This is a genomic window from Roseobacter sp. HKCC-CH-9208, from assembly GCF_037805125.1.
Classification (GTDB): domain Bacteria; phylum Pseudomonadota; class Alphaproteobacteria; order Rhodobacterales; family Rhodobacteraceae; genus M30B80.
Window position 1 is genome coordinate 574,144 of the sequence record NZ_JBBLYK010000001.1, and the last position, 26,924, is coordinate 601,067.

The 26,924-nt window shown below is 57.6% G+C and carries 23 protein-coding genes; 12 read left to right on the forward strand and 11 right to left on the reverse strand.

Translation table 11 applies throughout. From position 1 onward, the window contains the following. Positions 1–38: 38 nt before the first annotated feature. From AAC621_RS02855 to AAC621_RS02875, 5 genes are all read left to right on the forward strand, one after another. On the forward strand, positions 39–1,817 hold the full coding sequence (locus tag AAC621_RS02855) for a peptidoglycan-binding protein (protein WP_340252040.1): 1,779 nt from the start codon (positions 39–41) through the stop codon (positions 1,815–1,817). 128 nt (positions 1,818–1,945) lie between these two features. After that, on the forward strand, positions 1,946–2,932 hold the full coding sequence (cobS, locus tag AAC621_RS02860) for a cobaltochelatase subunit CobS (RefSeq protein WP_340252042.1): 987 nt from the start codon (positions 1,946–1,948) through the stop codon (positions 2,930–2,932). Positions 2,933–2,949: 17 nt separating this feature from the next. Further along, positions 2,950–4,860: a cobaltochelatase subunit CobT gene (cobT, locus tag AAC621_RS02865; protein ID WP_340252044.1), complete on the forward strand. Its 1,911-nt coding sequence runs from the start codon at positions 2,950–2,952 to the stop codon at positions 4,858–4,860. Further along, positions 4,853–6,676 carry an aminopeptidase P family protein gene (locus AAC621_RS02870; protein WP_340252046.1) on the forward strand — a complete coding sequence of 608 codons (1,824 nt, stop codon included), beginning with the start codon at positions 4,853–4,855 and terminating at the stop codon, positions 6,674–6,676. The genes cobT and AAC621_RS02870 overlap by 8 nt, the downstream gene beginning before the upstream one ends. A 70-nt stretch (positions 6,677–6,746) precedes the next feature. Then, positions 6,747–7,091, forward strand: a complete 345-nt coding sequence (locus tag AAC621_RS02875) for a DUF427 domain-containing protein (protein ID WP_340252048.1) — start codon at positions 6,747–6,749, stop codon at positions 7,089–7,091. 11 nt (positions 7,092–7,102) lie between these two features. On the opposite strand, the gene AAC621_RS02880 is transcribed toward AAC621_RS02875, so the two are convergent. The 3 genes from AAC621_RS02880 to AAC621_RS02890 form a co-directional block, all read right to left on the reverse strand. After that, positions 7,103–8,770 carry a chloride channel protein gene (locus tag AAC621_RS02880; RefSeq protein ID WP_340256278.1) on the reverse strand — a complete coding sequence of 556 codons (1,668 nt, stop codon included), beginning with the start codon at positions 8,768–8,770 and terminating at the stop codon, positions 7,103–7,105. Positions 8,771–8,883: 113 nt separating this feature from the next. Beyond that, positions 8,884–10,596, reverse strand: coding sequence for a methionine--tRNA ligase (metG, locus tag AAC621_RS02885; protein WP_340252050.1), 1,713 nt, complete (start codon positions 10,594–10,596; stop codon positions 8,884–8,886). 82 nt (positions 10,597–10,678) lie between these two features. Beyond that, a complete protein-coding gene (locus AAC621_RS02890) occupies positions 10,679–11,338 on the reverse strand; it encodes an ImuA family protein (RefSeq protein ID WP_340252052.1) in 660 nt (219 codons plus the stop codon). 115 nt (positions 11,339–11,453) lie between these two features. Here AAC621_RS02890 and AAC621_RS02895 point away from each other — a divergent pair, with 115 nt between their 5' ends. From AAC621_RS02895 to AAC621_RS02910, 4 genes are read left to right on the forward strand one after another with little or no spacing between them, the layout of a single operon-like run. After that, a complete protein-coding gene (locus tag AAC621_RS02895; protein WP_340252055.1) occupies positions 11,454–12,500 on the forward strand; it encodes an aldo/keto reductase in 1,047 nt (348 codons plus the stop codon). Then, entirely contained in the window at positions 12,500–12,991 is a 492-nt protein-coding gene (locus AAC621_RS02900; RefSeq protein ID WP_340252058.1) for a lipocalin family protein, read from the forward strand. The genes AAC621_RS02895 and AAC621_RS02900 overlap by 1 nt, the downstream gene beginning before the upstream one ends. Before the next feature lie 42 nt (positions 12,992–13,033). Beyond that, on the forward strand, positions 13,034–13,945 hold the full coding sequence (locus tag AAC621_RS02905) for a DMT family transporter (RefSeq protein ID WP_340252061.1): 912 nt from the start codon (positions 13,034–13,036) through the stop codon (positions 13,943–13,945). Between the two features lie 9 nt (positions 13,946–13,954). Next, positions 13,955–14,902: an AEC family transporter gene (locus AAC621_RS02910; protein WP_340252064.1), complete on the forward strand. Its 948-nt coding sequence runs from the start codon at positions 13,955–13,957 to the stop codon at positions 14,900–14,902. Here the strand turns inward: AAC621_RS02910 and AAC621_RS02915 are convergent, their stop codons facing one another. The 6 genes from AAC621_RS02915 to AAC621_RS02940 all read right to left on the reverse strand — a co-directional run bounded on the left by AAC621_RS02915 (position 14,903) and on the right by AAC621_RS02940 (position 19,736). Next, positions 14,903–15,745 (reverse strand): ATP-binding protein, encoded by an 843-nt coding sequence (locus AAC621_RS02915; RefSeq protein WP_340256281.1) that lies wholly within the window; start codon positions 15,743–15,745, stop codon positions 14,903–14,905. It lies immediately after the preceding gene. Positions 15,746–15,760: 15 nt separating this feature from the next. After that, positions 15,761–16,654 (reverse strand): twin-arginine translocase subunit TatC, encoded by an 894-nt coding sequence (tatC, locus tag AAC621_RS02920; RefSeq protein WP_340252066.1) that lies wholly within the window; start codon positions 16,652–16,654, stop codon positions 15,761–15,763. After that, positions 16,651–17,256: a Sec-independent protein translocase protein TatB gene (gene tatB, locus AAC621_RS02925; RefSeq protein ID WP_340252068.1), complete on the reverse strand. Its 606-nt coding sequence runs from the start codon at positions 17,254–17,256 to the stop codon at positions 16,651–16,653. Before tatB ends, tatC begins: the two co-directional genes overlap by 4 nt. 83 nt (positions 17,257–17,339) lie before the next feature. Beyond that, the gene (locus AAC621_RS02930) at positions 17,340–17,561 is read right to left on the reverse strand and encodes a twin-arginine translocase TatA/TatE family subunit (protein WP_317656028.1); all 222 of its coding nucleotides are present in this window, start codon (positions 17,559–17,561) and stop codon (positions 17,340–17,342) included. A 204-nt stretch (positions 17,562–17,765) separates the two neighbouring features. After that, complete coding sequence (locus tag AAC621_RS02935) at positions 17,766–18,869, reverse strand: ABC transporter ATP-binding protein (RefSeq protein ID WP_340252070.1); 1,104 nt, start codon at positions 18,867–18,869, stop codon at positions 17,766–17,768. Positions 18,870–18,956: 87 nt separating this feature from the next. Continuing rightward, positions 18,957–19,736, reverse strand: coding sequence for an SDR family oxidoreductase (locus AAC621_RS02940; protein ID WP_340252072.1), 780 nt, complete (start codon positions 19,734–19,736; stop codon positions 18,957–18,959). Between the two features lie 171 nt (positions 19,737–19,907). On the opposite strand from AAC621_RS02940, the gene AAC621_RS02945 reads away from it, so the two are divergent. The 3 genes from AAC621_RS02945 to AAC621_RS02955 all read left to right on the forward strand — a co-directional run bounded on the left by AAC621_RS02945 (position 19,908) and on the right by AAC621_RS02955 (position 24,440). After that, entirely contained in the window at positions 19,908–20,927 is a 1,020-nt protein-coding gene (locus tag AAC621_RS02945) for a Hint domain-containing protein (RefSeq protein WP_340252075.1), read from the forward strand. Between the two features lie 68 nt (positions 20,928–20,995). Further along, a complete protein-coding gene (locus AAC621_RS02950) occupies positions 20,996–22,615 on the forward strand; it encodes a peptide chain release factor 3 (RefSeq protein ID WP_340252078.1) in 1,620 nt (539 codons plus the stop codon). 139 nt (positions 22,616–22,754) lie between these two features. Continuing rightward, positions 22,755–24,440, forward strand: coding sequence for a DEAD/DEAH box helicase (locus tag AAC621_RS02955; RefSeq protein ID WP_340252081.1), 1,686 nt, complete (start codon positions 22,755–22,757; stop codon positions 24,438–24,440). 27 nt (positions 24,441–24,467) lie between these two features. Here AAC621_RS02955 and AAC621_RS02960 read toward each other — a convergent pair whose 3' ends face one another. Both AAC621_RS02960 and AAC621_RS02965 read right to left on the reverse strand, forming a co-directional pair. After that, positions 24,468–26,147: a ribonuclease J gene (locus AAC621_RS02960; RefSeq protein WP_340252084.1), complete on the reverse strand. Its 1,680-nt coding sequence runs from the start codon at positions 26,145–26,147 to the stop codon at positions 24,468–24,470. Beyond that, positions 26,147–26,923, reverse strand: a complete 777-nt coding sequence (locus AAC621_RS02965) for a type III pantothenate kinase (RefSeq protein ID WP_340252087.1) — start codon at positions 26,921–26,923, stop codon at positions 26,147–26,149. Before AAC621_RS02965 ends, AAC621_RS02960 begins: the two co-directional genes overlap by 1 nt. Between the last annotated feature and the right edge of the window lies 1 nt (position 26,924).

Genomic DNA, 26,924 nt, shown 5'->3' on the forward strand with positions numbered 1-26,924 from the left:
TGAACAAAATCACCCTTAAGGTTACGGATTAGGGCAGTATGCAAAATCACGGGGTTCGGGCAGGTCAGACTGCGCGGTTGCGGGCGGCAATTGTGATCTCTTTGGCCATTCTATGCGCCAGTCTGATTGGCCACGCGCCACAGGCCCAAGCGCAGGCCCAAACAGATTTGGTTTGGGTGCAAATCGAAGCGCATCCCGATCTGGTTACGGCGCAATCCCGTCTGCGCGTCTATGAGAGCCGCAGCGCCACCATGGGGGTGGCAGGATTTATGATGCGCACGGGCCTTTATGCGCTGGCCCTCGGCCCCTATCCGCGCGATGCGGCACAGGAACGCCTGCGCGATCTAAGGGCCTCAGGTCAAATCCCTAGCGACAGCTATATGCAAACGCCGCAAAATTACACGCGCCAATTCTGGCCTATTGCGGCCCAAGCGACAGCACCGCAGGTGATCGCAATTGAACCTTTGCCCGAGGTCGCGCCACAAGATGCGCCTGAAAAACCATCACAAACACCCGTGGAACCAAAAACCGCCCCTGTAACCACGCCCCAAACAGATGCACCTCCGCGAGAAACCCTTGCCCAAGCGCGCGCAGGCGAAGCGGATCTTGATCCCGCCGCGCGCGATGATTTACAGCGCGCGCTGCAATGGTTCGGGCTTTATGATGGGGCGATTGATGGGGTATTTGGCGCGGGCACGAGGGCGGCCATGGCGGCATGGCAGCGCAGGAATGACTGGCCCGAAACGGGGGTATCAACCACCGCCGAACGGTCAGATTTAATCGTGCAATGGCAGGCAGACTTAGCGCAACTTGGCCTAGAGCGGATCACGGACACCCGCGCGGGCATCGCAGCACTCTTGCCCATGGGATATGTGGAATTCGCGACCTACGCCCCCCCCTTTGCGGTCTTTGCCCCAACAGATGCGCGCGGGGTCGAGGTCGTGTTGATCTCCGCTGAGGGGGATCAGGCGCGGCTGCAGTCTTTGTTCGAGATTGTAACAGATGCCGACATCATGCCCGAAGGGGGCTTGCGCGATATGCTGCGGGGCCGTTTTGATATTGCCGCCAGTGATGCGGCGCGCTTTACCACAGGTTTTGCCCGCTTAGAGGGCGGCGCGATTAAGGGTTTAATCATCCGTGGCCCCGCCACAGAATATACCCCCATCGCACGGCTGATGCCGCAGATTGAGGAAAATTTCCTGGCATTAGAGGGCGTGTTAGAGCGTGACACCGCACAAAGCGGCACATCACCCGCACTGAATACATCGGAAACAGAGCCAAGCCCCCTTGCGCAACGCTCAGGCGTTTTTGTGACGGACACAGGCCATGTCTTAACCGATGCAAGCCTGCCGCAAACCTGCCCCACCCTACGCCTCAATGATGCGGTTTCCGCGCGGGAGATTTACCGCGACAGCGCCCTTGGGATTGTGGTGATTGCGCCCGACACCCCGCTGACCCCACCAGCTTTGGCGGAATTTACAGCCGCCTCTCGGATGGGATCGGCGCAATATATCGCTGGATTTGCCTATGAAGGCAGGCTTTCAGCGGCCACCTTGCGACCCTTGGAGGACGCAGGCCCCGCCTATCCAAACCCCTCGCAAACCGAGTTGGGCGGGCCGGTCCTTGATGCCACGGGCGGGCTTTTGGGGCTTTATCGCGGGGGGGCTGTCACGCCTGCTACCGATATCACCATAACGCTTGCAGCGGCAGGGCTGCCTGCCCTGCCCCGTGTGATCCGAGAGGAACCGCTGCGCGGCGAGACCTTAGCGCGGCTTGCGCAGGCGATCACGGCAAAGGTGACCTGTCTTTCGCGTTAAGCGTGTATTTTGGCGGAAATCACCCCCAAATCGGAGACAAAATTCCTACGCCCCTTCCCCTTGCGGCGCAGCGCGATATGTTGCACCACCACAGGTGACGCATTTTAACTCCCCCGAGGTTTTACGATATGGCAGATGGAAGCTTGGCAATGGATGCAAAACCCACCGAAGAAATTTCGGTGCGGGATGTCTTTGGCATCGACAGTGATATGAAGGTTAAAGGCTTTGCTGACGCGACTGATCGTGTGCCTGAGATCGACGCAACCTATAAATTTGATCGCGACACGACATTGGCGATTTTGGCGGGGTTTTCGCACAATCGCCGCGTGATGATCCAAGGCTATCACGGCACAGGGAAATCCACCCATATCGAACAGGTCGCCGCCCGCCTGAACTGGCCCGCCGTGCGCGTGAACCTCGACAGTCATATCAGCCGTATTGACCTAATCGGCAAAGACGCCATCAAACTGCGCGATGGCAAACAGGTGACCGAATTCCATGAGGGCATCCTTCCTTGGGCCTTGCGCAATCCTGTCGCCATCGTGTTTGACGAATATGATGCGGGACGCGCTGATGTGATGTTCGTGATCCAGCGCGTGCTCGAGCATGATGGAAAGCTCACCCTGCTTGACCAAAACGAGATCATTCAGCCGCATAAATATTTCCGCCTATTCGCAACGGCAAACACTGTCGGTTTGGGCGACACCACAGGTCTTTATCACGGCACGCAGCAGATCAACCAAGCGCAGATGGACCGTTGGAGCCTCGTGGCGACCTTGAACTATCTCAGCCATGATGCCGAAGCCGCAATCGTTCTGTCAAAGGCCCCTCATTACAACACGGCAGAGGGGCGCAAAACGGTCAGCCAGATGGTCACAGTTGCCGATCTCACACGCACGGCCTTTATGAACGGGGAATTGTCGACTGTGATGAGCCCGCGCACCGTCATCAACTGGGCGCAGAATGCCGAGATTTTCCGCGATACGGGCTATGCGTTCCGTTTGTCCTTCCTCAACAAATGTGACGAGCTAGAGCGCCAGACTGTCGCAGAGTTTTATCAGCGCTGCTTTGATGAAGAATTGCCAGAAAGTGCTGCAAGCGTCAGCCTTGGCTAAGGAAAGACCGACACCCAATGGGCAAGCCCACCGATAATCCAGCCGATCAGTTCAAAAAGGCGCTTGCCGATGCGACACGGGTTTTGGCCAATGACCCCGATCTCGGGGTCAGCTATTCGGTTGACCCGCCTGGTGCCAGCAATGACACGATCCGCCTGCCGCAAATCAGCCGCCGCATGAGCCGCGATGAGGTTCTGCTTGCGCGCGGCACGGCTGATGCGTTCGCACTGCGTCATCGCTTTCACAACCCCCGCATTGCCGCGAAATACGAACCCACGGGGCCGATTGCGCGCGATTTGATGACGGCGATTGAAACCGCCCGTTGCGAAGCCATTGGTGCCCGCGTCATGCCTGGCACAGCTGGGAATATTGACGCAAAAATCGGCGCAGAGGCGCGGCGCAAGGCCTATGGTGAAATTACCGAACGCAGCGATGCGCCGCTGTCGACCGCGGCGGGATATATGCTGCGCCAGATTGCAACAGGCCGCCCGCTGCCCCCTGAGGCGCAAAATATCGTAGAGCTGTGGCGCCCCTTCATTGAAGAACGCTGCGGCGAAAGCCTAGATGCCCTCAAAGGGTCGCTGGACGATCAAACCGCCTTTTCGCGCGTTGCGCGGCAATTCATCTCTGATCTGGGATATGCTGACCAACTGGGCGATGACCCCGACCAATTGGACGACCAAGAGGATGAGGACAGCGCCGATCAAGATCAGGAGCAAGAAGAAACACCAGACAGCACAGGCGATAGCGAAAGTCAGGAAGATGACAGCGCCGATGCCGACCCAGAGCGTTCGCAAGAAGAACAGCAGGACGCCTCTCAGGCACAGGTGCAAATGGATGAAAACGGCGATTCCGAGGAGGGCGAGGAACAAGAACTGCCCGATGGAGACGCGCCCGTTGAACCGCCCCAAGCGCCCCCTCATTCGGATGCCGACCCAGATTACATCGTATTCTCAACCGCCCATGACGAGGAAATCGCCGCCGAAGATTTGGCCGAAGCTCAGGAGCTTGAACGCCTGCGCGCCTATCTTGATCAGCAGTTGGAACCTTTGAAAGGCGCGGTCAGCCGCTTGGCGAATAAACTACAGCGCCGCCTTCAGGCGCAGCAAAACCGCTCGTGGGAGTTTGACCGCGAAGAAGGGATCTTGGATGCAGGCCGCCTTGCGCGGGTTGTGGCCAATCCTACAACGCCTTTGTCCTTTAAGGTCGAAAAGGATACCGAATTCCGCGACACGGTGGTGACGCTTCTTTTGGACAATTCAGGCTCGATGCGCGGGCGGCCCATTTCCATCGCGGCAATCTGCGCCGATGTTCTGGCGCGCACGCTAGAGCGCTGCGATGTAAAGGTCGAAATCTTGGGCTTCACCACCCGGGCGTGGAAAGGTGGGCGCGCGCGCGAGGAATGGCTGGCACAAGGGCGCGCGCAGCAACCCGGTCGTCTGAATGATCTGCGCCACATCATCTATAAATCAGCAGACGCCCCGTGGCGACGGGTGCGCGACAATTTGGGCCTGATGATGAAAGAAGGCCTTTTGAAAGAAAACATTGATGGCGAGGCGCTGGAATGGGCGCATAAGCGGATGTTGGCCCGCCCCGAAGCGCGCAAAATTTTGATGGTCATCTCGGATGGCGCGCCTGTCGATGACAGCACCTTATCCGTGAACCCCGCGAATTACCTTGAAAAGCACTTGCGCGATGTGATCAGCATGGTTGAACGCCGCCGTGCCGTGGAATTGCTGGCGATTGGCATTGGTCATGATGTAACCCGCTATTACGAGCGCGCCGTGACGATCACTGATGCGGAACAGTTGGCAGGGGCAATCACCGAACAATTGGCGGCCCTCTTTGACACTGACCCGAGGGCCCGCGCCCGCGTTATGGGACTGCGCAACGGGGGCGCAAAATCAGGGTTATATCGGTTTGGATAAGCGGGCAGAGTTTCAAAGTTTTGATACTGCCTCCCGCCCCGACCAAGGCGCCCCGCGCGTGGCCGCTTTGCGTGACTGTTTTCCAAAACTTGGGGTCGATGGTGTTTTAGTGCCGCGCGTCGATGCCCATCAAGGCGAATATGTTGCGCCTTGTGATGCACGGCTTTTGTGGTTGAGCGGATTTTCTGGCTCGGCGGGATTCTGTGCCGTTCTCAAAGAGCAGGCTGGTATCTTTATTGATGGCCGTTACCGCCTTCAGGTGCGCGATGAGGTCGATTTAGACATCTTCACCCCTGTAGATTGGCCCAAAACCAAACTTGAAACATGGCTGCCCACAGCATTGCCGAAGGGCGGCGTGATCGGGTTTGATCCATGGCTGCACACAATGGCCGAGATTGATCGCTTGGCAGAGGCTGTTGCAAGCCATCAGATCACCTTGCGCCCTCTTACTGAGAACCCAATTGACGCGCTTTGGTCTGACCGCCCGCCGCCGCCTGATGGGAAGGCGAGCGCCTATCCATTGCACTACGCGGGCCGCAGCGCTGTTGAAAAATGTAGCGAAGTGGGGCTTGATCTCGCCGCCCAAGGCGTAAGCGCCGCTGTGCTCAGCCTGCCCGACTCCATCTGTTGGATGTTAAACATTCGCGGCGCCGACCTGCCGCATCTTCCCGTGGTTCAGGCCTTCGCCATTCTCTCAAGCACAGGCATCATCAGCGTATTTGCCGACCCTGCGAAATTCGCGGATGTTGATCTGCCCGATCAGGTCACGCTTTACCCGCTCAACCGCTTTGAGGAGCGGTTGCGCCAAGAGGCAAACTCTGGCCCCATCCGCCTTGATCCCAAGACAGCCCCCCATAAACTGCGGATGATTTTAGCCGAGGCAGGGGCAGAAATTGACGAAGGCCCCGAGCCTTGCACCCTGCCCAAGGCGCGCAAACATCCCGCCGAGATTGACGCAACCCGTGCTGCACATCTGCGCGATGGGGCCGCCATGGTGCAGTTTTTGCGTTGGTTTGATCATCACGCCCCTCAAGGCGGGTTGACTGAAATTGAGTGCGTCTGCGCGCTTGAACGCTTTCGCCGCGAGACGGGCGCGCTGCAAGATATCAGTTTTGATACAATCGCAGGCGCAGGCGCACATGGCGCGATTGTGCATTATCGCGTGAGCGAGGCCACCAATGCGCCGCTTGCGCCAAACACGCTGTTTTTGATCGATTCAGGCGGGCAATATCTTGATGGCACCACCGACATCACCCGCACCCTGCCCGTGGGGGATGTTGGGATTGAGGAAAAACAGGCCTTCACCCAAGTTTTGCGTGGCATGATTGCGCTGTCGCGCGCGCGCTTCCCCAAAGGATTGGCAGGGCGGGATTTGGATGCATTGGCCCGCGCCCCCCTCTGGGCCGCTGGACGCGATTACGACCACGGAACAGGTCACGGTGTCGGGGTCTATCTCAGCGTGCATGAGGCCCCACAACGGATCAGTCGCGCCTCGGATGTGCCCCTCGAGGTTGGGATGATTTTATCAAGCGAACCAGGCTTCTACAAAGAGGGGGCTTATGGGATCCGCATTGAAAACCTGATTGTCGTCCAAGAGGCCGCCCCAATTGCGGGTGGGAATGCGCGGGCGATGTTGGAATTTGAAACTTTGACCCTCGCCCCCATTGATCGGCGGTTGGTGGTCAGCCATGACATGGCGGCGGCGGATATCGCATGGCTGAACGAATATCACGCCCGCGTGGCCAAAGCCCTGATGCCGTTGGTGCCGCCCGAGGCGCAGGCATGGCTGCGACAGGCCACTGCGCCCATCGCGTAGTCTTTCCGTTACCTTCCCTAGCTATTCTCAGACCAAGCCTGTATGAGAGGCTCACGAAGGAGATCTATTCATGACCAACACAATGTCGATTCGCCCTGCATCGGGGAAATATGTTGTGCGCGCAGGCGGCGCGATCGTGGCGGAGTCTGCTGCGGCATTGGAATTGAGTGAGGGCGATCAGCCCGCTGTGATCTACTTTCCGCGCGAAGATATCGCCATGGCGCTTTTGGAAAAGACCCAAAGCACCACCAAATGCCTCAAGAAGGGAATGGCCAGCTACTATGCCATTTCAACGGCATCAGGGCAGATTGACGATGCGGCGTGGTCTTATGAAGACCCAAAAACGGACGAAGCCCAAGCCATTAAGGGCCAGATAGCCTTCTTTACCGACCGCGTCACAGTCGAGCGTATTTAACACAGTGTCCGTCAGCTGTGCTCTTCCGCGGCAGTGTCCGCCATGGCACGGGTATAGGCTTTGAGCGCATCAATATGGAACACCGCCCCCTCTAGGGCGGGGGGCCCATCCTGCGGATTTTCTTTGATTACGGGAATGTAATCCGCTTCGGTTTTCTCAAAAATCGGCATGATGGTTTCAAGCGTATCCTCAAGCGTCACAAACACCCCTTCCGCAACCTGCGCCAAGAGGGCATCAGCGGGCGCGGCACGCGGGTCGGTCATGGGCCGCATGATCCGCCCTGCCCCGACCATGGCCAACAAATAGGCCTGTGGCCCTGCCGCCAAATGGATGTTTCGCCGTTCAAGTTGGGTCAAAAAGAACGAGCGATCTACAAGGCGGCTGGCAAGCGCCGTGGAAAGGGACACAGAAACCATCACCGCAAGGCCCGTTTGCCAGTCGCCTGTCAGTTCAAACACAATCAACGTGGTTGAGATGGGCGCACCCAAAACAGCGGCGGCAACCGCCCCCATCCCTGCCAACGCGTAGAGCGTCACCGACCCTGACATCTCGGGCAGGATTGCGGTCGCGATCAAACCAAAGGCAAGGCCCGTCAGCGCGCCAATCATCAATGAGGGGGAAAACACCCCGCCCCCCATGCGCCCCGCAACCGTGATTGCCACGGCAACCGTCTTGAGAATGGCGAAGATAATCGCCTCATGCAGCACCAATTGCCCTGTCAGAGCGGCGCTTGTGGTCTCATAGCCCACGCCAATGATATGGGGGAAGAAAATCCCCAAGCCTCCCAGTAACGCACCCGCAATCGCAGGGCGCAAGAACCGCGGCAAGCGCAGGAAATTTTGCACCCGAGTGCCTTGGTCATCGGCCCAAAAGGCCGCGCGGATAAACACCACGGCAACAAGCCCACAGATCAATCCCAACATAAGATAGGCGGGCAGTTCCGCGTAAAAGCCCAAGGCGCTTTCACGACCCAATGTGAACTCGGTCACATCGCCCAAGGTGAGGCGACTGATCACTGTGCCTGCCACACTGGCAATGACAATGGGCGCAAATGCATGCACCGCGAAATGGCGCAAGATCACCTCAAGCGCGAAAAGCGCCCCTGCAATTGGTGCATTGAACGAGGCGGAAACAGCCGCGGCCACCGCGCAGCCCAACAAATCCCGCCCCGTGATCCCATCGGCACGAATAAGCGCGGAGATTTTACTAGAGATTACGGCAGCCAAATGCACCACAGGCCCCTCTCGACCCGTAGAGCCGCCTGAGCCAAGCGTGATTAGGGACGCCGCAGCCGAGGCAAGGCCCGCGCGTATCTCAACGCGACCTTCATTCAGCGCGGCCCCCTCAATCACATCCGCCACAGAGCGTACCCTCCCATCAGGCGTAAAGCGATGCAGGATCAGCCCCACGAAAAGCCCCCCCAAAATGGGGATCAGCAAAATCAGATACCACGGCAAACTTTCGGCGTAGCTGTGCAAATGACGGATATCTTCGGTGCCATAAAGCGTGGCTTGCAAGCGATCCACACCAAGGCGGAACAAAACCGCCGCACTGCCTGCTGCCCCCCCAAGCACAAGCGCGATAAACCAAAACTGAATTTGGCTTGGGCCTTTGCGGCGTAGGATAAACCATGCCTCCGACAACAAGGCGCGCTGCTGGGGCCATGTTGCTGCCAACATCGCCTTAAGGGGGTGTTGCCCAGATCGGGACGGGTCTTTATCCAACTTACCAGCCTTTGCGCCGCGCCTCTATCACCACCAAAGGCCCAAAGAGGTTGAAATTCAACCCTCTATCAGCTGCGCACCCCCGCAAAGCGGGCTTGCCATTCTTCGCGCTGCTCGTCACTGATCTTTGCGAAAAGAACCTCAGGCACAGTGAAGTCTTGCCCAGCTGGAAGCCGCGAGAGGCCTTCTGCGACATCTTCGGGCCATGCGTAATCTTTGCACCCCATCGCATCCAACATTGCCTGTGCGGCATCTGGGATGAACGGCGCAGACAAGAGCGCATAAAACGGGATGAGGTTCAGAGAAAACCGCGTGATGGCCGCGGCGCGATCTGGATCTTCCTTGAACACCGTCCAAGGGGCGGCAGATTGCAAATATTCATTCCCCAAAACCCAAATTGCGCGCAATTCGGCGGCGGCTTTGCGAATTTCAATCGCCTCCATATGCGCCTGATAGGCCGCAAGGCGGGCCTGTAAATCAGCCATCACTTGGGCCTCTTGTGCGCTGTAGTCGCCCGCTTCAGGGATCACTTCACCGAATTTTGAGCGGCAGAATTTGGTGATCCGACTGACGAAATTGCCCAGAACATCGGCCAAATCCTTGTTCACGCCTGCTTGGAAATTCTCCCAAGTGAATTCGCTATCCGAGGTTTCTGGCGCATGGCTCAGCAACCACCACCGCCAACAATCCGAAGGCAGGATCGACAAAGCCTGATCCATGAACACGCCACGCCCTTGGCTGGTCGAGAATTGGCCGCCATCATAATTGAGATAGTTGAAGGATTTGATGTAATCCACCAGCTTCCATGGCTCGCCAGAGCCTAAGATCGTTGCAGGGAAGCTCAAGGTGTGGAAGGGCACGTTATCCTTGCCCATGAACTGGACGTAACGCACATCTTGCGCGCCCTTGTCAGTGCGCCACCACCGCTCCCAATCATCTCCCTTGCCTGCGTCAACCCACTCTGCGGCGCAGGCGATATATTCGATCGGCGCATCAAACCAAACATAGAAGACCTTGCCCTCCATCCCTGGCCATTCATCCTTGCCCTTTTTAACAGGGATGCCCCAATCCAAATCGCGCGTGATCCCACGATCTTGCAACCCGTCCCCGTCATTGAGCCATTTTTTGGCGATAGAGGTGGTCAGAATTGGCCAATCTGTCTTGCTGTCGATCCACGCATTCAATTGATCCCGCATAGAGGATTGGCGCAGATACAGATGCTTGGTCTTGCGCACTTCCAAATCCGTTGAGCCAGAAATCGCACTGCGCGGGTCAATCAAATCGGTCGGGTCAAGCTGCTTAGTGCAGTTCTCGCATTGATCCCCACGGGCCTTGTCATAGCCGCAATTGGGGCATGTGCCCTCAATGTAGCGATCAGGCAAAAAGCGGCCATCGGCATTGGAATAGACCTGCCGCTCGCTCACCTCAGAGATCAGCCCTGCCTCGGCCAAACGGCCTGCGAAATGTTGGGTCAATTCGTGGTTTTGCGGGCTAGAAGACCGGCCAAAGTGATCGAAACTCAGGCGAAAACCCTGTGCAATCTCAGCCTGAACTGCGTGCATTTTGGCGCAATATTCAGCGACATCCATGCCCGCTTTGGCGGCGGCTAATTCGGCGGGCGTGCCATGCTCATCTGTGGCACAGAGAAATAAAACCTCACGGCCCCGACCGCGGTTGTAACGGGCGAAAAGATCAGCAGGCAATTGGCTGCCTACGAGATTTCCCAAATGCTTGATCCCATTGATATATGGGATCGCCGAAGTGATCAGAACACGCTCCATCACGCCCGCCTTGTCTTAGATGATTTCCTTCGCTCTCGCGTCTAACCCAAAGCAAAGCGGATGGCTAGACGGTGCAAAGGTGTCAAACAAAACTGGGCGCTATGGATTTCGCACAAAGGCCTGAGGATGCGCGCGTTACACGCCATGCGGCGGGCGGGGCAAGGCGCGCGCGCAGACGTTGCATATGCCATGCGCGCCCCTCTAGGCCTGCAGGCAGATTTCCTGCAAGCGCCCCTTGCATGGATAAGGCCCCATGATTGGCCGCTAAGGAAAAGCGCGTCTCAACCCCTGCTGCGCCCCCATGATGCGGTGTTAAAATCGCGGCGAAAGGCTGCTTTCCCGCATGTTCAGCCGCCAGATGCAAACGGCGGATCGCGGTCAGGTTGGGTGGCTCTAGCACTTCGGCCACCACGGTTTTACAGGCCCCGCTGCGCAAAGCCTCCTCCATGCACCATAACAGGTCTTCGCGCCGCTCAGGCGCGACAAAGATCATGCGGGCGGGGTCAATCTCCTCCACCACGGCCTGCATATGCAGATGATCAGGGTGCCACGCAGGGCGGATCCAAAGCACCGCCCCCTCCATCCGCGCCGCCGCCCAAAGCGCCAGACGCCGCCGTGCGGGGCCGCAAAACTCATGCACCCGCCCAAGCCGCAAATCACACCCCTCGAAAAGGCGCAAAGACGGGTTTGCCCGCGCCACAGAGGCCTTAATGTGATCAAAAGAGGCATGGGTGATTTGCATGAGGCCAGACTAAATGTTCCTCTTTTGTTCCGCAAGAAATTTTCGCACTCCCCTTGCCCTTCTTGGGCATCTCGCTACCAATAACGCGGAAGATAGCAGCGAAGGATAGGATGGGATGCGCAAAATTCAGCTTGGCACCACAGACACAATGATCACCGATTACTGCCTCGGCACGATGACATGGGGCAACCAAACCCCAGAGGCAGACGCACATCGCCAAATGGATATGGCGCTTGCGGCAGGGATCAATATTGTCGACACCGCCGAGATGTATCCCGTTAACCCTGTGCGGGCGGAAACAGTCGGCAATACCGAAACCATTCTTGGCAATTGGAACCGCGCCAACCCTGCGCGGCGCGGCGATTATATCTTGGCCACCAAAATCACGGGCAAAAACGCCGCGTTTGTTCGCATGGGTGAGGATATAACAGCCGCAAGTTTTACCGCAGCACTCGATGCTTCGCTCGCACGACTGGGCACAGAGTATATCGACATTTACCAAATGCATTGGCCCAATCGCGGTTCGTATCATTTCCGCCAAAACTGGGGCTATGATCCTTCGGCACAGGTGAAATCCGTGACGCTGGCCCATATGGAAGAGATCTTGGATGCGGCGGATCGGATGATCAAAGCAGGCAAGATGCGCTATTTCGCGCTGTCCAATGATACGGTCTGGGGCGTTGCGCAATGGATGCGCCTTTCCGAAGAGCGCGGCCTGCCGCGTGTGATGTCGTTGCAAAATGAATATTCGCTCCTGTGCCGCCTCTATGACACAGATTTTGCGGAACTGTCCGTGAATGAGCAACTGACCCTGCTGGCCTATTCGCCCCTTGCCGCGGGCCTTTTGACGGGGAAATACCAAAACGGGGCCATTCCAGAAGGCTCGCGCATGGAGGGTAACGGGGATTTGGGCGGTCGCAAAAGCCCGCGCGTCTTTGATGCGGTCGCAGCCTATCTAGACTTGGCACAAAAGCACGGGATTGATCCCGTTTACATGGCTTTGGCCTTTACTGTGCAGCGCCCTTTCTCCGTCTCGACCATCTTTGGCGCAACCACAAGCGCACAGCTTGCCCGCATTCTAGATGGCTTGGATGTGACCCTATCGGGCGATGTTCTGGACGAGATAGACGCGATCCATCGCGCCCATCCGTTGCCCTATTGATGCGCCTGCGCCTCACCCAAACCGCGCTCCTCTTGGCCCTGTGTTTGATCACAGCCTGTAGCCCGCCCATGATGGGGGCAAGACGGGCGGATGCACCGATTGCCTCGACCACGCGGTTTGAAGCAGCACGATTTGCGGGGCCATGGGTGATGCGCCACGCCATCGATAGAACCGCGCCGCGCAACCTCAGCTTTGAGGAAGGCAGCGGCCAAATCATAGGTTTGCGGTATGTGGATGGGTCTGGCCAAAGGATGGCGCTGACCTCGGACGGCCCGCACCCTGCCCGCTTTACAGATGCGCGCGGGCGGGCGCTTTGGGTGCTTTGGGTTGATGATGACTATCGCACCGCATTGCTAGGCGCGCCTGACGGGCGCTTGGCGTGGATCATTGACCGCAGAACAACGGGGGGCGCTGATCGCATTGACGCTGCATTGCGCCTTGCTGCGGCCAATGGTTATGACCCAAATGATTTTATCGCGCTGAACCCGTAACTGCACGCTTGCCCTTTCTCAGGAAAGGCGCAATCTGATCGCATGCCAATTTGGATTGCCGCCACCATCTTTGCTGCCTTCATGCAGAACCTCAGGTTTCTGTTGCAGCATCACTTGCGCAAAAGTGCGCTGTCGACCGCAGGCGCCACTTGGGCGCGGTTTCTTTACAGCGCGCCCATCGTGGCCTGTGGCGTGATCCTATATGCCCGCCTACGCGGGTTTGATTTGCCACAGATCCAACCCCAGTTCTGGGCCTATATCGTTCTTGGATCATTGGCCCAAGTTCTGGCCACAGCCTGTGTTGTGGCGCTGTTTGGATTTCGCAACTTCGCAATTGGCGTTACCCTGAAAAAGACGGAAACCATCCTGACCGCCTGCCTCGGCTTGGTGGTTTTGGGCGAAGGCGTATCGCTATGGGTTTTTGCCGCCATCGTGGTTGGGGTGATCGGCGTTATTTTGATCTCAGACGGGGGGCAAAAGGGCGATGGTCAAACCCTTCTCGCACGCTTTGCCACCAAGGCCGCATTTTTCGGGCTGGCCTCTGGCGGGCTTTTCGGGGTGTCTGCCGTGACTTATCGCGGCGCGATCCTAAGCCTTGAAGGGGGGGATGCGCTGCTGCGATCTGGATTTGCTCTTGCGGTGGCCTGCGCCATTCAAGCCAGCAGTTTGGGCCTTTGGATTGCTTGGCGCGAGCGCGCACAAATTGGTTCTGTGCTGCATCAATGGCGCATTGGACTTGCCACGGGGGCCACCTCACTTATGGGTTCACTTGGATGGTTCTTGGCCTTTGGCCTGCAAAATGCGGCATTGGTCAAAGCGGTCGGGCAAGTGGAATTGGTCTTTACCTATCTCTTTTCCATCTTCTGGCTCAAAGAACGCAGCACGAAAAAAGAGGTGATGGGATTGGTTCTGATCCTAGCCGCGCTGCTCGCCATTATCCTGCAAGAGGCGTAAGAAAGCGCCATGTTCACAATACCCCTCGCCATTGCGCCGATTTTCGTTCTGATTGCCACAGGCTACGGCCTGCGCCGCGCCGGCCTGCCCTCGGCCGAGTTTTGGAACCTCAATGACCGTCTGGTCTATCTGGTTCTGATGCCTGCCATATTCTTTGACAGCATTTCTACGGCCGATTTGGGCGCTGCTGCTTTGGGTGGCTTTTCCGCATTGCTCTATGCGGGGTTTTTCGTGGGCATCATTGCGGGGCTCAGCGGGGCAGGCTTAATGCGCCACCATGGGCGCGCCGCGGGCAGTTCTTTGGTGCAAGGGGCGGGACGGTTCAACACGTTCATCGCCCTTGCTGTCGCAGGCGCCCTCTATGGGCCTGAGGGGTTGGAGCTTGCGATTTTAGGCGCGGCCATTCTGGTGCCTGTGGTCAACCTAACAGTGGTGACCACGCTTGTCCTCATGTTGCCACAAGAGCGCGGCACGGGGATTGGCGGCCAGATCACGGCCACTCTGAAAAATCTTGCGAAAAACCCTTTGATCCTGTCGATTGCCGCTGCCTTGGCATGGAACCTTGCAGGGTTGCCGCGGGTGCCAGTTTTTCACGACAGCCTCGAAATTCTGGGCCAAGCGGCCCTGCCCATCATGTTGCTGTGCGTTGGGGCGAACCTCAAGCTGCGCGGCCTCTCGGCAGAGGCGGGGCCATTATTTCTTGCAGCCATCGCAAAGCTTGGCTTGTTTCCTGCCGCAATTATGGGGTTGGCTTTGATCCTCGATGTGCCGCCCCTACAGGCACAAATCGCGCTGACCTTTGGCGCGCTGCCAACAGGTGTGGCCGCCTATACATTGGCCCGACAAATGGGAGGGGATGCGCCGCTTATGGCCGCGATGATCACGGTGCAAACGCTGCTTTCCTTCGCAACCATGCAATTGTGGCTGAGCCTTGGGGAGCGGGTTTTCGGTCTGTAATTATTTCAGCGCAACGCCGTGTCGACCTGCCAAATCGGTGAAAAATTGCCATGCCACGCGGCCTGACCGCGCCCCGCGCGTTGCAGTCCACTCAATCGCCTCGGCACGCAACTGATCTTGGGGCACAGCCACGCCATAAGCACGGCAGTAGCCGTCAATCATCTCGAAATATTCGTCCTGCGTGCAAGGATGGAACCCAAGCCACAGCCCAAACCGATCCGAGAGCGAGACCTTCTCCTCCACCGCCTCAGACGGGTTTATAGCACCGCTGCGCTCATTCTCGATCATATCACGCGGCATCAGGTGACGGCGGTTGGACGTGGCATAGAAAATCACATTTTCAGGGCGGCCTTGCACACCACCATCCAAAACCGCCTTGAGCGATTTATAATGTTGGTCATCATGGCTGAAGGATAGATCATCACAAAACAAGATCACGCGTGCGGGGGCCGCGCGCAACAGTGTCAAAAGCCTGCCAATCGTGGGCAAATCTTCGCGTTGCATTTCCACCAATTTGAGCGGCAGACCCTCGGCCACCACGGCCCCATGTGCGGCCTTAACCAACGAGGATTTCCCCATCCCCCGCGCGCCCCATAAGAGCGCGTTATTAGCGGCATAGCCGCGCGCAAATTGGCGCGTATTGGCCATAAGCGTGTCGCGCGCGCGATCCACGCCCACCAACATTTCAACACCCACGCGCGAAATCTGCGCGACAGGTTCCAAATGATCAGGATCTGCATGCCACACAAAGGCATCAGCTGCACCCCAATCAGGGGTTTGCGCGGCGGGCGGGGCCATCCGTTCTAACGCATCCGCAATTCGGGCAAGCTGCTTTTTCGCCATAGCCATTACTACCGTTTACTCTTTCTGCGCCGCGTCCTTTGCGGGTGCTTCATCGGCCTCGTCTTCATCCCATAGGCCTTCGGCCTTGAGGCGCACCTTACGCTTTTTCTCAACCATGGCGACCAAGAAAATGGAAATCTCGTAAAGCCCATAAACGGCGCTGAAAAGGATCAGCTGCGTGACAACATCTGGCGGGGTCACCAAGGCCGCAACGACCAAAATGCCCACAATCGCATATTTGCGCACATCGCGCAGACCTGCCGCTGAAACCAAACCCGCCTTACCCATCAAGGTCAAAAGCACGGGCAGCTGAAAGCACAGCCCAAAGGCAAAGATGAACTTGAGCGCCAGATCAAGCGACTCGCGCACCGAACCGAGAAAGACCGTTTGCAGCTCTTGTGAGGGCGCGGAGGGTTGGAACTCCCCCTCCCCTGCAATCAAGTTGGCCAAGGCAGGGATCGCATCGGAAAACCCGATGAAGAAATTCATGGCCAAGGGCGTAACGATGAAATGCGCGAAGGCAGCCCCTAAGAGAAACAAAAGCGGCGAAGCAATCAAGAAGGGCAAAAACGCATTTTTCTCAGTCTTATAGAGACCAGGTGCCACAAAGCGCCAAAGCTGATGCGCAATCACAGGGAAAGAAATCGCAAAGCCCGCGATCACTGAAATACGGATCAAGACAAAGAATTTCTCTTGCGGGGCGGTGAAGATCAAACGTGCATCTTCGCCCCGCGCGCGCAAGACATCGGCCAGAGGTTGCGAAATAAATTCAAGCAATGGTTCGGCTACAGTGAACATAATCACCATACCCGCCACAAAGGCCAAAACCGAGCGGATCAACCGCGTGCGCAATTCCGCCAAATGCTCAATCAATGGGGCGGAATGATCTTCAATCTCGTCTTCGCTCATGCCTCATCCGCCTTTTTCGCGCGGGGTTTGGGGGCCGCTTTGGGCGCAGTGGTCTTGGCCTTTGCAGGCGCAGCCTTGGCCCGTGTCGTTTTTGCGGGTTCGGCTTTTTTTGCAGGTGCCTTTTTCGGCGCAGCCTTGGGGGCCGCCTTTGCTTTGGGGACAGCCCTTTTGGCAGGCGCGGCTTTTGCCTGCTCTGGCGCCTCGCTTGGCGCCTCTGCAGGCTCACTGCGTTTAACGGCAGGTGCGGGGGCTTGGGTCGGATTTCCTTGCGCGCCCGCAGGTTTACCCTGATTGCCCGTCTTCAGCGGCTTGTCGCTGTTGAAATCTGCATCCAGATCAAGATCCGCGTTGAGAGATTGCTTGACCTTATCCAGACCATATTGACGCGGATTGGTCAGGGCTTTCATCTCGCGGTTCATTTCGCGCATGCCCGTTTGATCGGCCGCATCATTCATAGCCGAGGTAAACTCGCGCGCCATGCCCTTGATGCGCCCCACAAACAGACCCGCTTTGCGGAACATGACAGGCAAGTCTTTTGGCCCAACAACGATCAAGGCGACAATGCCGATCACCATCAATTCCATCCACCCGATATCAGGCATGGCATCCCTCTCGTGACAAACCGCGATTAGCGCAGGGTTTCATGATCCAGCCCCGCGCCAATGCGCAAGGCCAAAGACGATCATTAGGCCTTGTCACGCTCATTTTCAGGGGTGACATCGCGCGCGCCCTCACCATCGGCAGCTTTATTTTCAAGCTCCTCGGTGCTGTCTTTGACGCCACGCTTAAAGGCGGTGATACCTTTCCCCACTTCGCCCATCAGGCCCGCGATTTTGCCGCGCCCGAATAGAACCAGCACGACCACCGCAATCAGCAAAAGCCCTGCAGGGCCAATATTGTTGAACATTTCGCTCTCCCATTTCAGCGCAGGCTGATGACACAATCCGCACATCAACCGCGCCGCGTTTATATCTTGGCCTCAACGCCATAGCCCCCAGAGGCCAATGCCGCTTGCCCACCAAAGGAATGTCGCGAAATCCTGCGCCGCCTGCAAGGGGCAAAACGCCCCTGCACGCGGGAAACTGATCACGATTGTATAATGAAGGCCCGTTTAGGATGCTTTGGCCGCAGGAAAGACAAAACATTTCTCGCGGCGCAGGCTCAACCACATCGCGGTGCCTTTCTTGGGCAAAAACACGCCCGGCACTGTGGCACGGATCACCTCGCCGTTGAAATCCATGCGAAACTCAACAAGGCTTTCATGGCCCATGAAGCGCGCGCGCTCGACCATGCCGCGTGCCGGCACACCATCGCTGACAGTAGGGTTTGGGCCACGACCACCCCGATCAAAATCAATCTTCACATGTTGAGGGCGAAAGACAATCTCAACCGCCGTGCCATCGGCAAAACCCGGCGCCAAGAATTGCCCAAAGGCGGTGTCGATCAGCGCCCCGTCCACACGGCCAGAGATGACATTCACATCCGAGAAAAACGCCGCCGCCGCTTTGTCCACGGGGGCGTTGTAAATATTATAGGGCGCGCCCTGTTGCACGATATGACCGTTGCGCATCAAGGCGATTTGATCCGCCATGCGCATCGCTTCTTCGGGCTCATGGGTGACAAGAACCACCGCTGTGCCCTCTTCTTTCAGCAATTCCAATGTTTCATCGCGGATGCCATCGCGCAGGCGATTGTCCAACCCCGAAAAGGGTTCATCCATCAGCATCACTTTGGGGCGCGGCGCAAGCGCGCGGGCCAAGGCCACACGCTGCTGCTCGCCGCCCGACAGCATATGGATGCCTTTTTCCCCATATCCTTTGAGATCGACACGGGCGAGCAATTCCTCAACCCGCGCGCCCACTTCAGGGCCGCGCCCCTTTAGACCAAAGGCAATATTTTGCGCCACGTTGAGATGCGGAAAAAGCGCGAAATCTTGAAAGATCAAACCGACCGACCGCGCCTCGGGGGGCAGATGCAGCCCTGCATCGGAGACAGTGACACCATCAAGCGCAACCGTCCCACCCGTTTGACGCTCAACCCCCGCGATGACACGCAATGTGGTGGATTTTCCGCATCCCGAAGGGCCAAGCAAACACATCACCTGCCCAGCCGCCACCGACAAGGATATGCCCCGCACCACTTCCGTCCCATCAAAGACGCAAGAGAGGTTGCTTACCTCAAGCCGCGGGGAATTTTGGCGCGGGACTTGGTTCATAGGGCGCTTGCATCCTGATAAAAACACTCAACTTGGTCAGGTATCAGGCACAAGCCCCCCTTTCAAGCGCCGCTGTGCTGCGGCCGCTCAAATGGTGATGGCGTTCTGACCACCATCCAAGAGCACATTTTGCCCCACCATGAAGCCCACATGTTGCGAGCATAAAAAGGCACAAGTAGCGCCAAATTCCTGCGCCGTGCCGTAGCGCCCAACGGGTAGGGTGCCAAAGCGGCGGGTGCGTGCTTCCTCAACACTAATTCCCTCGCGCTCCGCTACGCCCTTATCGAGCGCATCGGCGCGATCCGTGGCGTGGATACCAGGCAAGAGATTGTTGATGATCACACCTTTGGCAGCAACCTGTCGGGCTGTGCCCGCAACATAGCCCGTCAAGCCTGCGCGTGCAGAATTGGACAAGCCCAATTGTGGGATCGGTGCCTTGACCGATTGCGAGGTGATATTGACCACACGACCCCATGATTTTTCCATCATTTGCGGCATGTAATGTTTCATCAGCGCAATCGGCGTCAGCATATTGGCATCCAGCGCCTTGATGAAATCATCGCGCGTCCAATCCGACCACAAACCTGGTGGGGGGCCGCCCGCATTGGTCACAAGAATATCAATTGCACCCGCCCCCGCGATCACATCGGCGCGCGCCGCCTCATCGGTGATATCGGCGGCAATCGCGGTGACTGAAACGCCATAGGTGTCGCGAATATGCGCAGCAGTCGCCTCAAGCGCCTCTGCACCGCGGGCATTGAGCACCAGATCAACCCCTGCCTCAGCCAAGGCTTCGGCGCAGCCGCGCCCCAAGCCCTTGGACGATGCACAAACCAATGCGCGCTTTCCCTTAATGCCCAAATCCATAATCTGCTCCCTCGCATTCTTTACTATCTTTCCTTGCGCGCAAGCGCGCCTCTGGGGGCAAGTTAGGTGCCTGTTGCTGCCAAATCCAGTCTTGCGTGAGATTTACCTTTCACCAAAAGCGCCGATTGACCGCGCCCTGCCCCGTTTCTATTGAGAAAAAAGGAGGGTGAAATGGCCAGCTTACCCGCGCAATTAAAATTCGATGTTTATCCTGCCACGCAGTTCTGCGTGGATCGCGGCGCCAATGAAGGCGATGCGCTTGGCACCTTTGACGAGGTGGAGGCAGGCGATATCTACCGCATGCGCAAAGATGCCAGCGCCCTCACCCTTGCCATGCGGGATGATGCCGATGGCACGCAGCTGGTGGCCGAAGGCAGTCAATTGGGCCGTGCAGGCGACAAGCTGACGATTGCAGCCTGTCACCAATTGATGACCCCAGACGCGACTTTGGCCGAAATCCTGACCCTGACAATCTGGCCTGCAGGCCAACCCGCCCATTACATCCTGCCGCTGTGCAATCTGGAGCCGGGTGAAGATTATGAATTGGTAGGCTCTGAGGCCGAAACAGCATCGCTGCGCTTTGCTGATATTGCCTGCCTGTCCTTTTTGGCAGGCACGCACCTTACCCTTGCCTCTGGCGCACAAATTGCCGTTGAGGCGCTGCAAGAAGGCCATCTGCTGCTGACCCGCGAAAATGGGGCGCAGCCTATCCGATGGATTGGGCGCACTGTGTTGCGCGGCACAGGCAGCACGGCGCCCGTGCTGATCCGCCAAGGCGCGTTAAACACGGCGCGAGATTTGGTTTTGATGCCGAACCATCGCCTCTTTGTATGGCAACGCCAAGATATGCTTGGCACAGGCCGCGCTGAGGTCATGGTCAAGGCCGCCCATTTGATCAATGGCAGCACCATCACACGGCTTGAGGGCGGCTTCTTTGATGAGTTCCAAATCCTGCTTGATCGTCACGAAATCCTTTATGCCGAGGGGATCGCGGTCGAAAGCCTGATGGTTACAGGACAAACCCGCCCCGCCTTGCCCGAAGCGATCCTTGCAGCCGCCGCGCCCGATCTGAGCCCCGAATTACGCACCGCGCTTGAGCTTGACGCGCTGGCGCTTGCCCGCGCGGGGGGTGATCCTGCCAAGGCGCTTTACGAGGCCTCACTGGGTGGCAAAAAACGCCCTAACCCATAGCATATTCTCATCACCCTGCCGCATCATCCCCCTTTCCAAAGGGCGCATCGCGCCATATACCGCGCCCCATGTCCGATATATCGCCTTCACCCCTCGCCAATCGCCCTGCCCTGCCGCCTGAAATCGGGCGCAGACGCACCTTTGCGATCATTTCCCACCCAGACGCGGGCAAGACCACGCTGACAGAGAAATTCTTGCTCTATGGCGGTGCGATTCAAATGGCGGGTCAAGTGCGCGCCAAGGGCGAAGCACGGCGCACGCGCTCGGACTTTATGAAAATGGAACAGGATCGCGGCATCTCAGTCTCGGCTTCGGCCATGTCCTTTGACTACCGCGAGTTCCGCTTTAACCTTGTGGACACCCCGGGCCACAGCGATTTCTCAGAGGATACCTACCGCACGCTTACGGCGGTGGATGCCGCCATCATGGTGATTGATGGGGCCAAGGGCGTAGAAAGCCAGACCCAAAAGCTCTTTGAGGTTTGCCGCTTGCGCGATTTGCCCATCCTCACCTTCTGCAACAAGATGGATCGCGAAAGCCGCGACACATTCGAAATCATTGACGAAATCCAAGAGAACCTTGCGATTGATGTGGCCCCCGCCAGTTGGCCTATTGGGATGGGGCGCGATTTCTTGGGGTGCTACGACCTGATCCATGATCGGCTTGAATTGATGGATCGCGCAGATCGCAACCGCGTTGCCGAAACGGTCAAGATGAGTGGGCTATACGACCCAAAACTTGCGGATCACATCCCCGACGCACAGCTTGCCAAGCTGCGCGAAGAAATCGAGATGGCGCGCGAATTGCTGCCCGCCTTTGATCGCGCCACATTCCTTGCGGGTGCGATGACCCCGATTTGGTTCGGCTCGGCCATCAACTCCTTTGGGGTGCGGGAATTGATGGAGGGTATTGCCGAATTCGGCCCCGCGCCACAGGTGCAAACGGCCGATCCGCGCGAAATTTCGCCAGAAGAAGGCAAGGTAACGGGCTTCGTGTTCAAAGTTCAGGCCAATATGGACCCAAAACACCGCGATCGCGTGGCGTTTATTCGTTTGGCGTCAGGACATTTTGAGCGGGGCATGAAACTGCATCATGTGCGCTCTAAGAAACCGATGGCTGTATCCAACCCTGTGCTGTTCCTCGCCGCTGACCGCGAATTGGCGGAAGAGGCATGGGCAGGCGACATTATCGGCATTCCCAATCACGGGCAGTTGCGCATCGGGGATGCCCTGACCGAAGGGGAGGCGCTGCGCTTTACAGGGATACCCAGTTTCGCGCCTGAATTGTTGCAAGTGGCGCGCGCAGGCGACCCGATGAAAGCCAAACACCTTGAAAAGGCCCTGATGCAATTCGCCGAAGAAGGGGCTGCAAAAATCTTTAAGCCGCAACTCGGCTCAGGTTTTATCGTAGGTGTTGTGGGCGCGCTGCAATTCGAGGTTCTCGCCAGTCGGATAGAACTGGAATACGGGCTGCCCGTGCGTTTTGAAGCCAGCCAATTCACATCGGCCCGATGGGTGCATGGCGCGCGCGATAAGGTCGATGCATTTGCGACCGCCAATAAACAACATATGGCGGTCGATAATGATGGCGACCCTGTGTATCTGACGCGCCTGCAATGGGACATTGATCGTGTCGAACGCGACTACCCCGATGTGCGGCTCTCGGCGACCAAGGAATTGATGGTTTAACACCCCGTTTGACCCTTGCCGTGGTTTCGGCTAAATGCTTGTCCATTCTTGGCAATCTGGCCAAGGATCACGCCGCGGAGCGCGCGAGGATATGCGCTCCTTCACATATGCCAGTTGAGACTGGCCAGAACGGACGCATATGACCAAATTCACCGATCTAAACCTCAATCCGAAGGTTCTGAAAGCTATATCTGAAGCAGGGTATGAAACCCCAACCCCCATTCAGGCAGGCGCAATCCCCCCCGCATTGGACGGGCGCGATGTTTTGGGGATTGCCCAGACGGGCACAGGCAAAACCGCCAGTTTCACATTGCCCATGATCACACTTTTGGCACGGGGTCGGGCACGGGCGCGGATGCCACGCAGCCTCGTTCTTTGTCCCACCCGCGAATTGGCGGCACAGGTGGCCGAAAATTTCGACACCTACACCAAGCATCTGAAACTGACCAAGGCCCTGCTGATTGGCGGGGTGTCATTCAAAGAGCAAGACCTTCTGATTGATCGGGGTGTCGATGTTCTGATCGCAACACCAGGCCGTCTCTTGGATCATTTCGAGCGCGGCAAACTGCTGTTGACGGGCGTTCAGATCATGGTGGTGGATGAGGCCGATCGCATGTTGGATATGGGCTTTATCCCCGATATTGAGCGGATTTTCTCGCTGACGCCCTTCACGCGCCAAACCTTCTTTTTCTCTGCCACGATGGCCCCAGAGATTGAGCGGATCACATCAACCTTTTTGTCGAATCCCGCGCGGATCGAAGTGGCGCGCCAATCCACGACATCCGACACCATCACGCAGGCGTTGTTTTCCTTCAAACCCACCCGCCGCGACACGAGCGCGAAAGAAAAACGCACCATGCTGCGCGCCGCGATTGCCGCAGAGGGCGAGGGTTGCACAAATGCCATCATCTTCTGCAATCGCAAGGTGGATGTCGATATAGTCGCAAAATCGTTGAAGAAACACGGGCTGGATGCGGCCCCTATTCATGGCGATTTGGATCAATCGCAACGCATGCGCACCTTGGATGGGTTCCGCGAAAGAAGCCTTCGCTTTCTTGTGGCCTCAGATGTGGCCGCGCGCGGCCTTGATGTGCCAAGCGTAAGCCACGTGTTTAATTTTGACGTCCCCTCTCACGCCGAGGATTACGTCCACCGTATTGGCCGCACGGGCCGCGCAGGGCGTAAGGGCCGCGCAATCACCATCGCGGTGCCTGCAGATGAAAAATATCTCACAGCGATTGAGGCCTTGATTGGCAAGCCCATTCCGACTGATGAGCCCCTGCCATGGAGCCCCACAAGCGCGCAAAAGCCTCATGAAGCGGACGCGGCGAATGATGACCGCGACAAACCCCGCCGCAGCCGCGGGGGGCGTGGTCGCCGCAAGTCGCACGAGGACGATGAGGGCAGCAAAGCAAAGACTGAAACACAGACCGAGGCGCCCAAAGAGGTGTCCGAAGACAATACCCCGCCCCACCCAACTCCGAGCAGCGCGGCGCCGCGCCCCGAGCGCAGCCATGACTGCCATGAGCGCGGCGGACGCAATCGCGGCGGACAAGGTGGCGGACATCGTGTTGTTGGCATGGGTGAGCATTTACCAAGCTTTATCGCGCTCAGCTTTGACGAACGCCGCGGGCCAAGCAGCAGCTATTTTCCTGCCGATGCAGAGGATGAGCAGAGCCAAGCTGAGGCGCAAGAGATTGAGACACCAGTGGCCACCACTGAGGAGGCCCCAAAGCCAAAGCGCAAGCGCAGCCCGCGCAAACCTAAAGAAAAACCAGAGGCCGAAGGGGCAGAAACCCCCGCTGAACCGGCATCAGAAGAATAAAAAAACGCCCCATCTTGGGGCGTTTTTTTATTCAGCGACAATGCGGCTGATGATCACGCTGACCTCAGGCTTTTTGCCGATTTCGGCCTGAACAGATTGGCGGATGGCGCGGCGCACCGCCTCCTCAATCTTGTCGTCATCACGGGTGATCTTGCGATCCAGACGCGGCAGAAGATCGGCCAATTCATCCTCGAGCATCTCGGTTAAACTGCCATGGCCATTGCGCAAATGATCTGGCAGGCCACGCAGCTCGACCCACGCATCTTCAATCAAGCTGTCATCCTCATCGACAATCAGCGCCGCAATCACGAGGCCATTTAGGGCCAGTTTCATGCGATCACGGATCACCCCGTCATAGGCGCCCACCCGTGTGCTGCCATCTAGGTAATCGCGCGCGACCTCGACATATTCGACCGCAGCGGGCGCATTGCCTGACAATTCCAACATTGTGCCATTTGGCGCAACAAGGCCAAGTATTCCCTTTTCCATGGCAAGCCGCGCATGTTCGCGCAAATGGCGGAATTCACCATGATTGGGCACAAGGATACGCGGACGCAAAATATCATGCATCTTTTCCAAATCGGGGCGATTGGCATGGCCCGACACATGGAAAAAGCCCGATTGTTCATCCACGATCTCTACCCCGATTTCTGCAAGCGCGTTTTGAATGCGCCCCACAGAGATCTCGTTGCCCGGAATGGTTTTGGACGAGAAGAGGAACATATCGCCCTCTTTCAGCTCCATCCCCAAATAAGAGCCGCGCGATAGGGCCGCCGAGGCTGCCCGCCGCTCCCCCTGACTGCCTGTCACAATCAGCATGAGGTTTTCGCGTGGGATATCGCGGGCTTCCTCAACTGACACGGTCGAGGGGAAATCAGTCAGCACGCCCGCCTCGACCGAAGCGCGGATCATGCGTTGCATCGCACGGCCCAGCAGACAGACGGAACGGCCATTGGCCACCGCGGCATCGGCCAAGGTTTTCACCCGCGCAACATTGGAGGCAAAGGTGGTCGCCACCATCATGCCCCGCGCGCGCCCAATCAGCGCTGTGATGGGTTCTGGCAACTGGCTTTCGCTGCGCCCCTCATGGCGCGAAAACACATTGGTGCTGTCGCAGATATAGGCCAAGACCCCCTTCCCTGCGATCTCACCCCACATGGCCTCGTCAAAAGGTTCGCCGACCATCGGGTTCTTGTCGATTTTGAAATCACCCGAATGCACCACGCGGCCATGTTCCGTGTGGATAACAAGGCCCGAGCTTTCAGGGATGGAATGCGAGACGGGGGCAAATTGCACCTTGAAAGGGCCTGCTTCCACCACTTCGGGATAGGCCCCAACGACCCGCACCTGATCAGTGTCGTGACCCGCCTCTTCCAATTTGCGGCGGGCATGGATGGCCGTGAAATTACGGGCGTAAACAGGCGCACGCAGGCGCCCCCACAAATGACCAAGGGCGCCAACGTGATCTTCATGGGCGTGGGTGATGAAAATCCCCTCAAGGCGATCTGCACGTTCTTCCAACCACGCGATATCAGGTAGGATCAGGTCAACGCCCGGTTGACCATCCATGTCGGGAAAGCTGACGCCGCAATCGACAAGGATGAAACGCTCCGCACCTTGTTCTCCAACACCATAGACATATGCGTTCATTCCGATCTCACCTGCCCCGCCAAGGGGAAGATAGATCAGCCTGTTTCGATCGCTCATCAGCTTGCCTGTTCCTCGTTATATTTATGGATCACGGTCAGACCATGCATGGTCAGATCATCTTCGATCCTGTCAAACAACACATCGCCCGTAGAGAAGAGCGGCGCAAGCCCCCCTGTCCCAACTATCCGCATCGGGCGTTCGCGCTCGGCGCGAATGCGGTCACAAATACCACGCACAAGGCCTACATAGCCCCAAAACACGCCCGACTGCATGCAAGCCACCGTATTGGTGCCAATCACCGATTGCGGTTTTGTCACATCCACATGGGGCAAGGCGGCGGCTGCGTGGTGCAATGCTTCAAGGCTAAGATTGACGCCCGGCGCAATGACACCACCCACATAAGCGCCATCTTCGGCCACAACGTCAAAGGTGGTTGCTGTGCCAAAATCCACCACAATCAAATCGCCGCCATGGCGATCATAGGCGCCCGCGGTATTGACCAAGCGGTCAGGCCCCACTTGCGTGCCTGCATCCACCCGCGGCGGCACAGGCAAGAGACACTCAGATTTACCAACCACAAGCGGGCGGCAGTCGAAATAGCGATCACACAAAACGCGCAAGTTAAAGACCACGCGCGGCACAGTTGAGGAGATAATCACCGCGTCAATCTTGGGTTTTAGCCCATAATGATCCATCAAGGTTGAATACCAAACGTAATATTGATCTGCGGTGCGTTGATGCTCAGTTGCGGTGCGCAATGTGCACAGAAATTGTGCGCCATCCCAAAGGGAAAACACCGTATTCGTATTGCCACAATCCACACAAAGAAGCATC

What these genes read in the sequence shown, in the direction of transcription:
- AAC621_RS02880 (WP_340256278.1), bottom strand. Translation starts at nt 8,770, where the DNA reads ATGTTGGCAGCAACATGGCCCCAGCAGCGCGCCTTGTTGTCGGAGGCA.
- AAC621_RS02875 (WP_340252048.1), top strand. Translation starts at nt 6,747, where the DNA reads ATGACCAACACAATGTCGATTCGCCCTGCATCGGGGAAATATGTTGTG.
- AAC621_RS02940 (WP_340252072.1), bottom strand. Translation starts at nt 19,736, where the DNA reads ATGGATTTGGGCATTAAGGGAAAGCGCGCATTGGTTTGTGCATCGTCC.
- tatB (WP_340252068.1), bottom strand. Translation starts at nt 17,256, where the DNA reads ATGCCTGATATCGGGTGGATGGAATTGATGGTGATCGGCATTGTCGCC.
- AAC621_RS02960 (WP_340252084.1), bottom strand. Translation starts at nt 26,147, where the DNA reads ATGAGCGATCGAAACAGGCTGATCTATCTTCCCCTTGGCGGGGCAGGT.
- tatC (WP_340252066.1), bottom strand. Translation starts at nt 16,654, where the DNA reads ATGAGCGAAGACGAGATTGAAGATCATTCCGCCCCATTGATTGAGCAT.
- AAC621_RS02935 (WP_340252070.1), bottom strand. Translation starts at nt 18,869, where the DNA reads ATGAACCAAGTCCCGCGCCAAAATTCCCCGCGGCTTGAGGTAAGCAAC.
- AAC621_RS02955 (WP_340252081.1), top strand. Translation starts at nt 22,755, where the DNA reads ATGACCAAATTCACCGATCTAAACCTCAATCCGAAGGTTCTGAAAGCT.
- AAC621_RS02855 (WP_340252040.1), top strand. Translation starts at nt 39, where the DNA reads ATGCAAAATCACGGGGTTCGGGCAGGTCAGACTGCGCGGTTGCGGGCG.
- AAC621_RS02950 (WP_340252078.1), top strand. Translation starts at nt 20,996, where the DNA reads ATGTCCGATATATCGCCTTCACCCCTCGCCAATCGCCCTGCCCTGCCG.
- AAC621_RS02900 (WP_340252058.1), top strand. Translation starts at nt 12,500, where the DNA reads ATGCGCCTGCGCCTCACCCAAACCGCGCTCCTCTTGGCCCTGTGTTTG.
- AAC621_RS02945 (WP_340252075.1), top strand. Translation starts at nt 19,908, where the DNA reads ATGGCCAGCTTACCCGCGCAATTAAAATTCGATGTTTATCCTGCCACG.
- AAC621_RS02910 (WP_340252064.1), top strand. Translation starts at nt 13,955, where the DNA reads ATGTTCACAATACCCCTCGCCATTGCGCCGATTTTCGTTCTGATTGCC.
- AAC621_RS02895 (WP_340252055.1), top strand. Translation starts at nt 11,454, where the DNA reads ATGCGCAAAATTCAGCTTGGCACCACAGACACAATGATCACCGATTAC.
- AAC621_RS02930 (WP_317656028.1), bottom strand. Translation starts at nt 17,561, where the DNA reads ATGTTCAACAATATTGGCCCTGCAGGGCTTTTGCTGATTGCGGTGGTC.
- AAC621_RS02905 (WP_340252061.1), top strand. Translation starts at nt 13,034, where the DNA reads ATGCCAATTTGGATTGCCGCCACCATCTTTGCTGCCTTCATGCAGAAC.
- AAC621_RS02890 (WP_340252052.1), bottom strand. Translation starts at nt 11,338, where the DNA reads ATGCAAATCACCCATGCCTCTTTTGATCACATTAAGGCCTCTGTGGCG.
- cobT (WP_340252044.1), top strand. Translation starts at nt 2,950, where the DNA reads ATGGGCAAGCCCACCGATAATCCAGCCGATCAGTTCAAAAAGGCGCTT.
- metG (WP_340252050.1), bottom strand. Translation starts at nt 10,596, where the DNA reads ATGGAGCGTGTTCTGATCACTTCGGCGATCCCATATATCAATGGGATC.
- AAC621_RS02965 (WP_340252087.1), bottom strand. Translation starts at nt 26,923, where the DNA reads ATGCTTCTTTGTGTGGATTGTGGCAATACGAATACGGTGTTTTCCCTT.
- cobS (WP_340252042.1), top strand. Translation starts at nt 1,946, where the DNA reads ATGGCAGATGGAAGCTTGGCAATGGATGCAAAACCCACCGAAGAAATT.
- AAC621_RS02915 (WP_340256281.1), bottom strand. Translation starts at nt 15,745, where the DNA reads ATGGCGAAAAAGCAGCTTGCCCGAATTGCGGATGCGTTAGAACGGATG.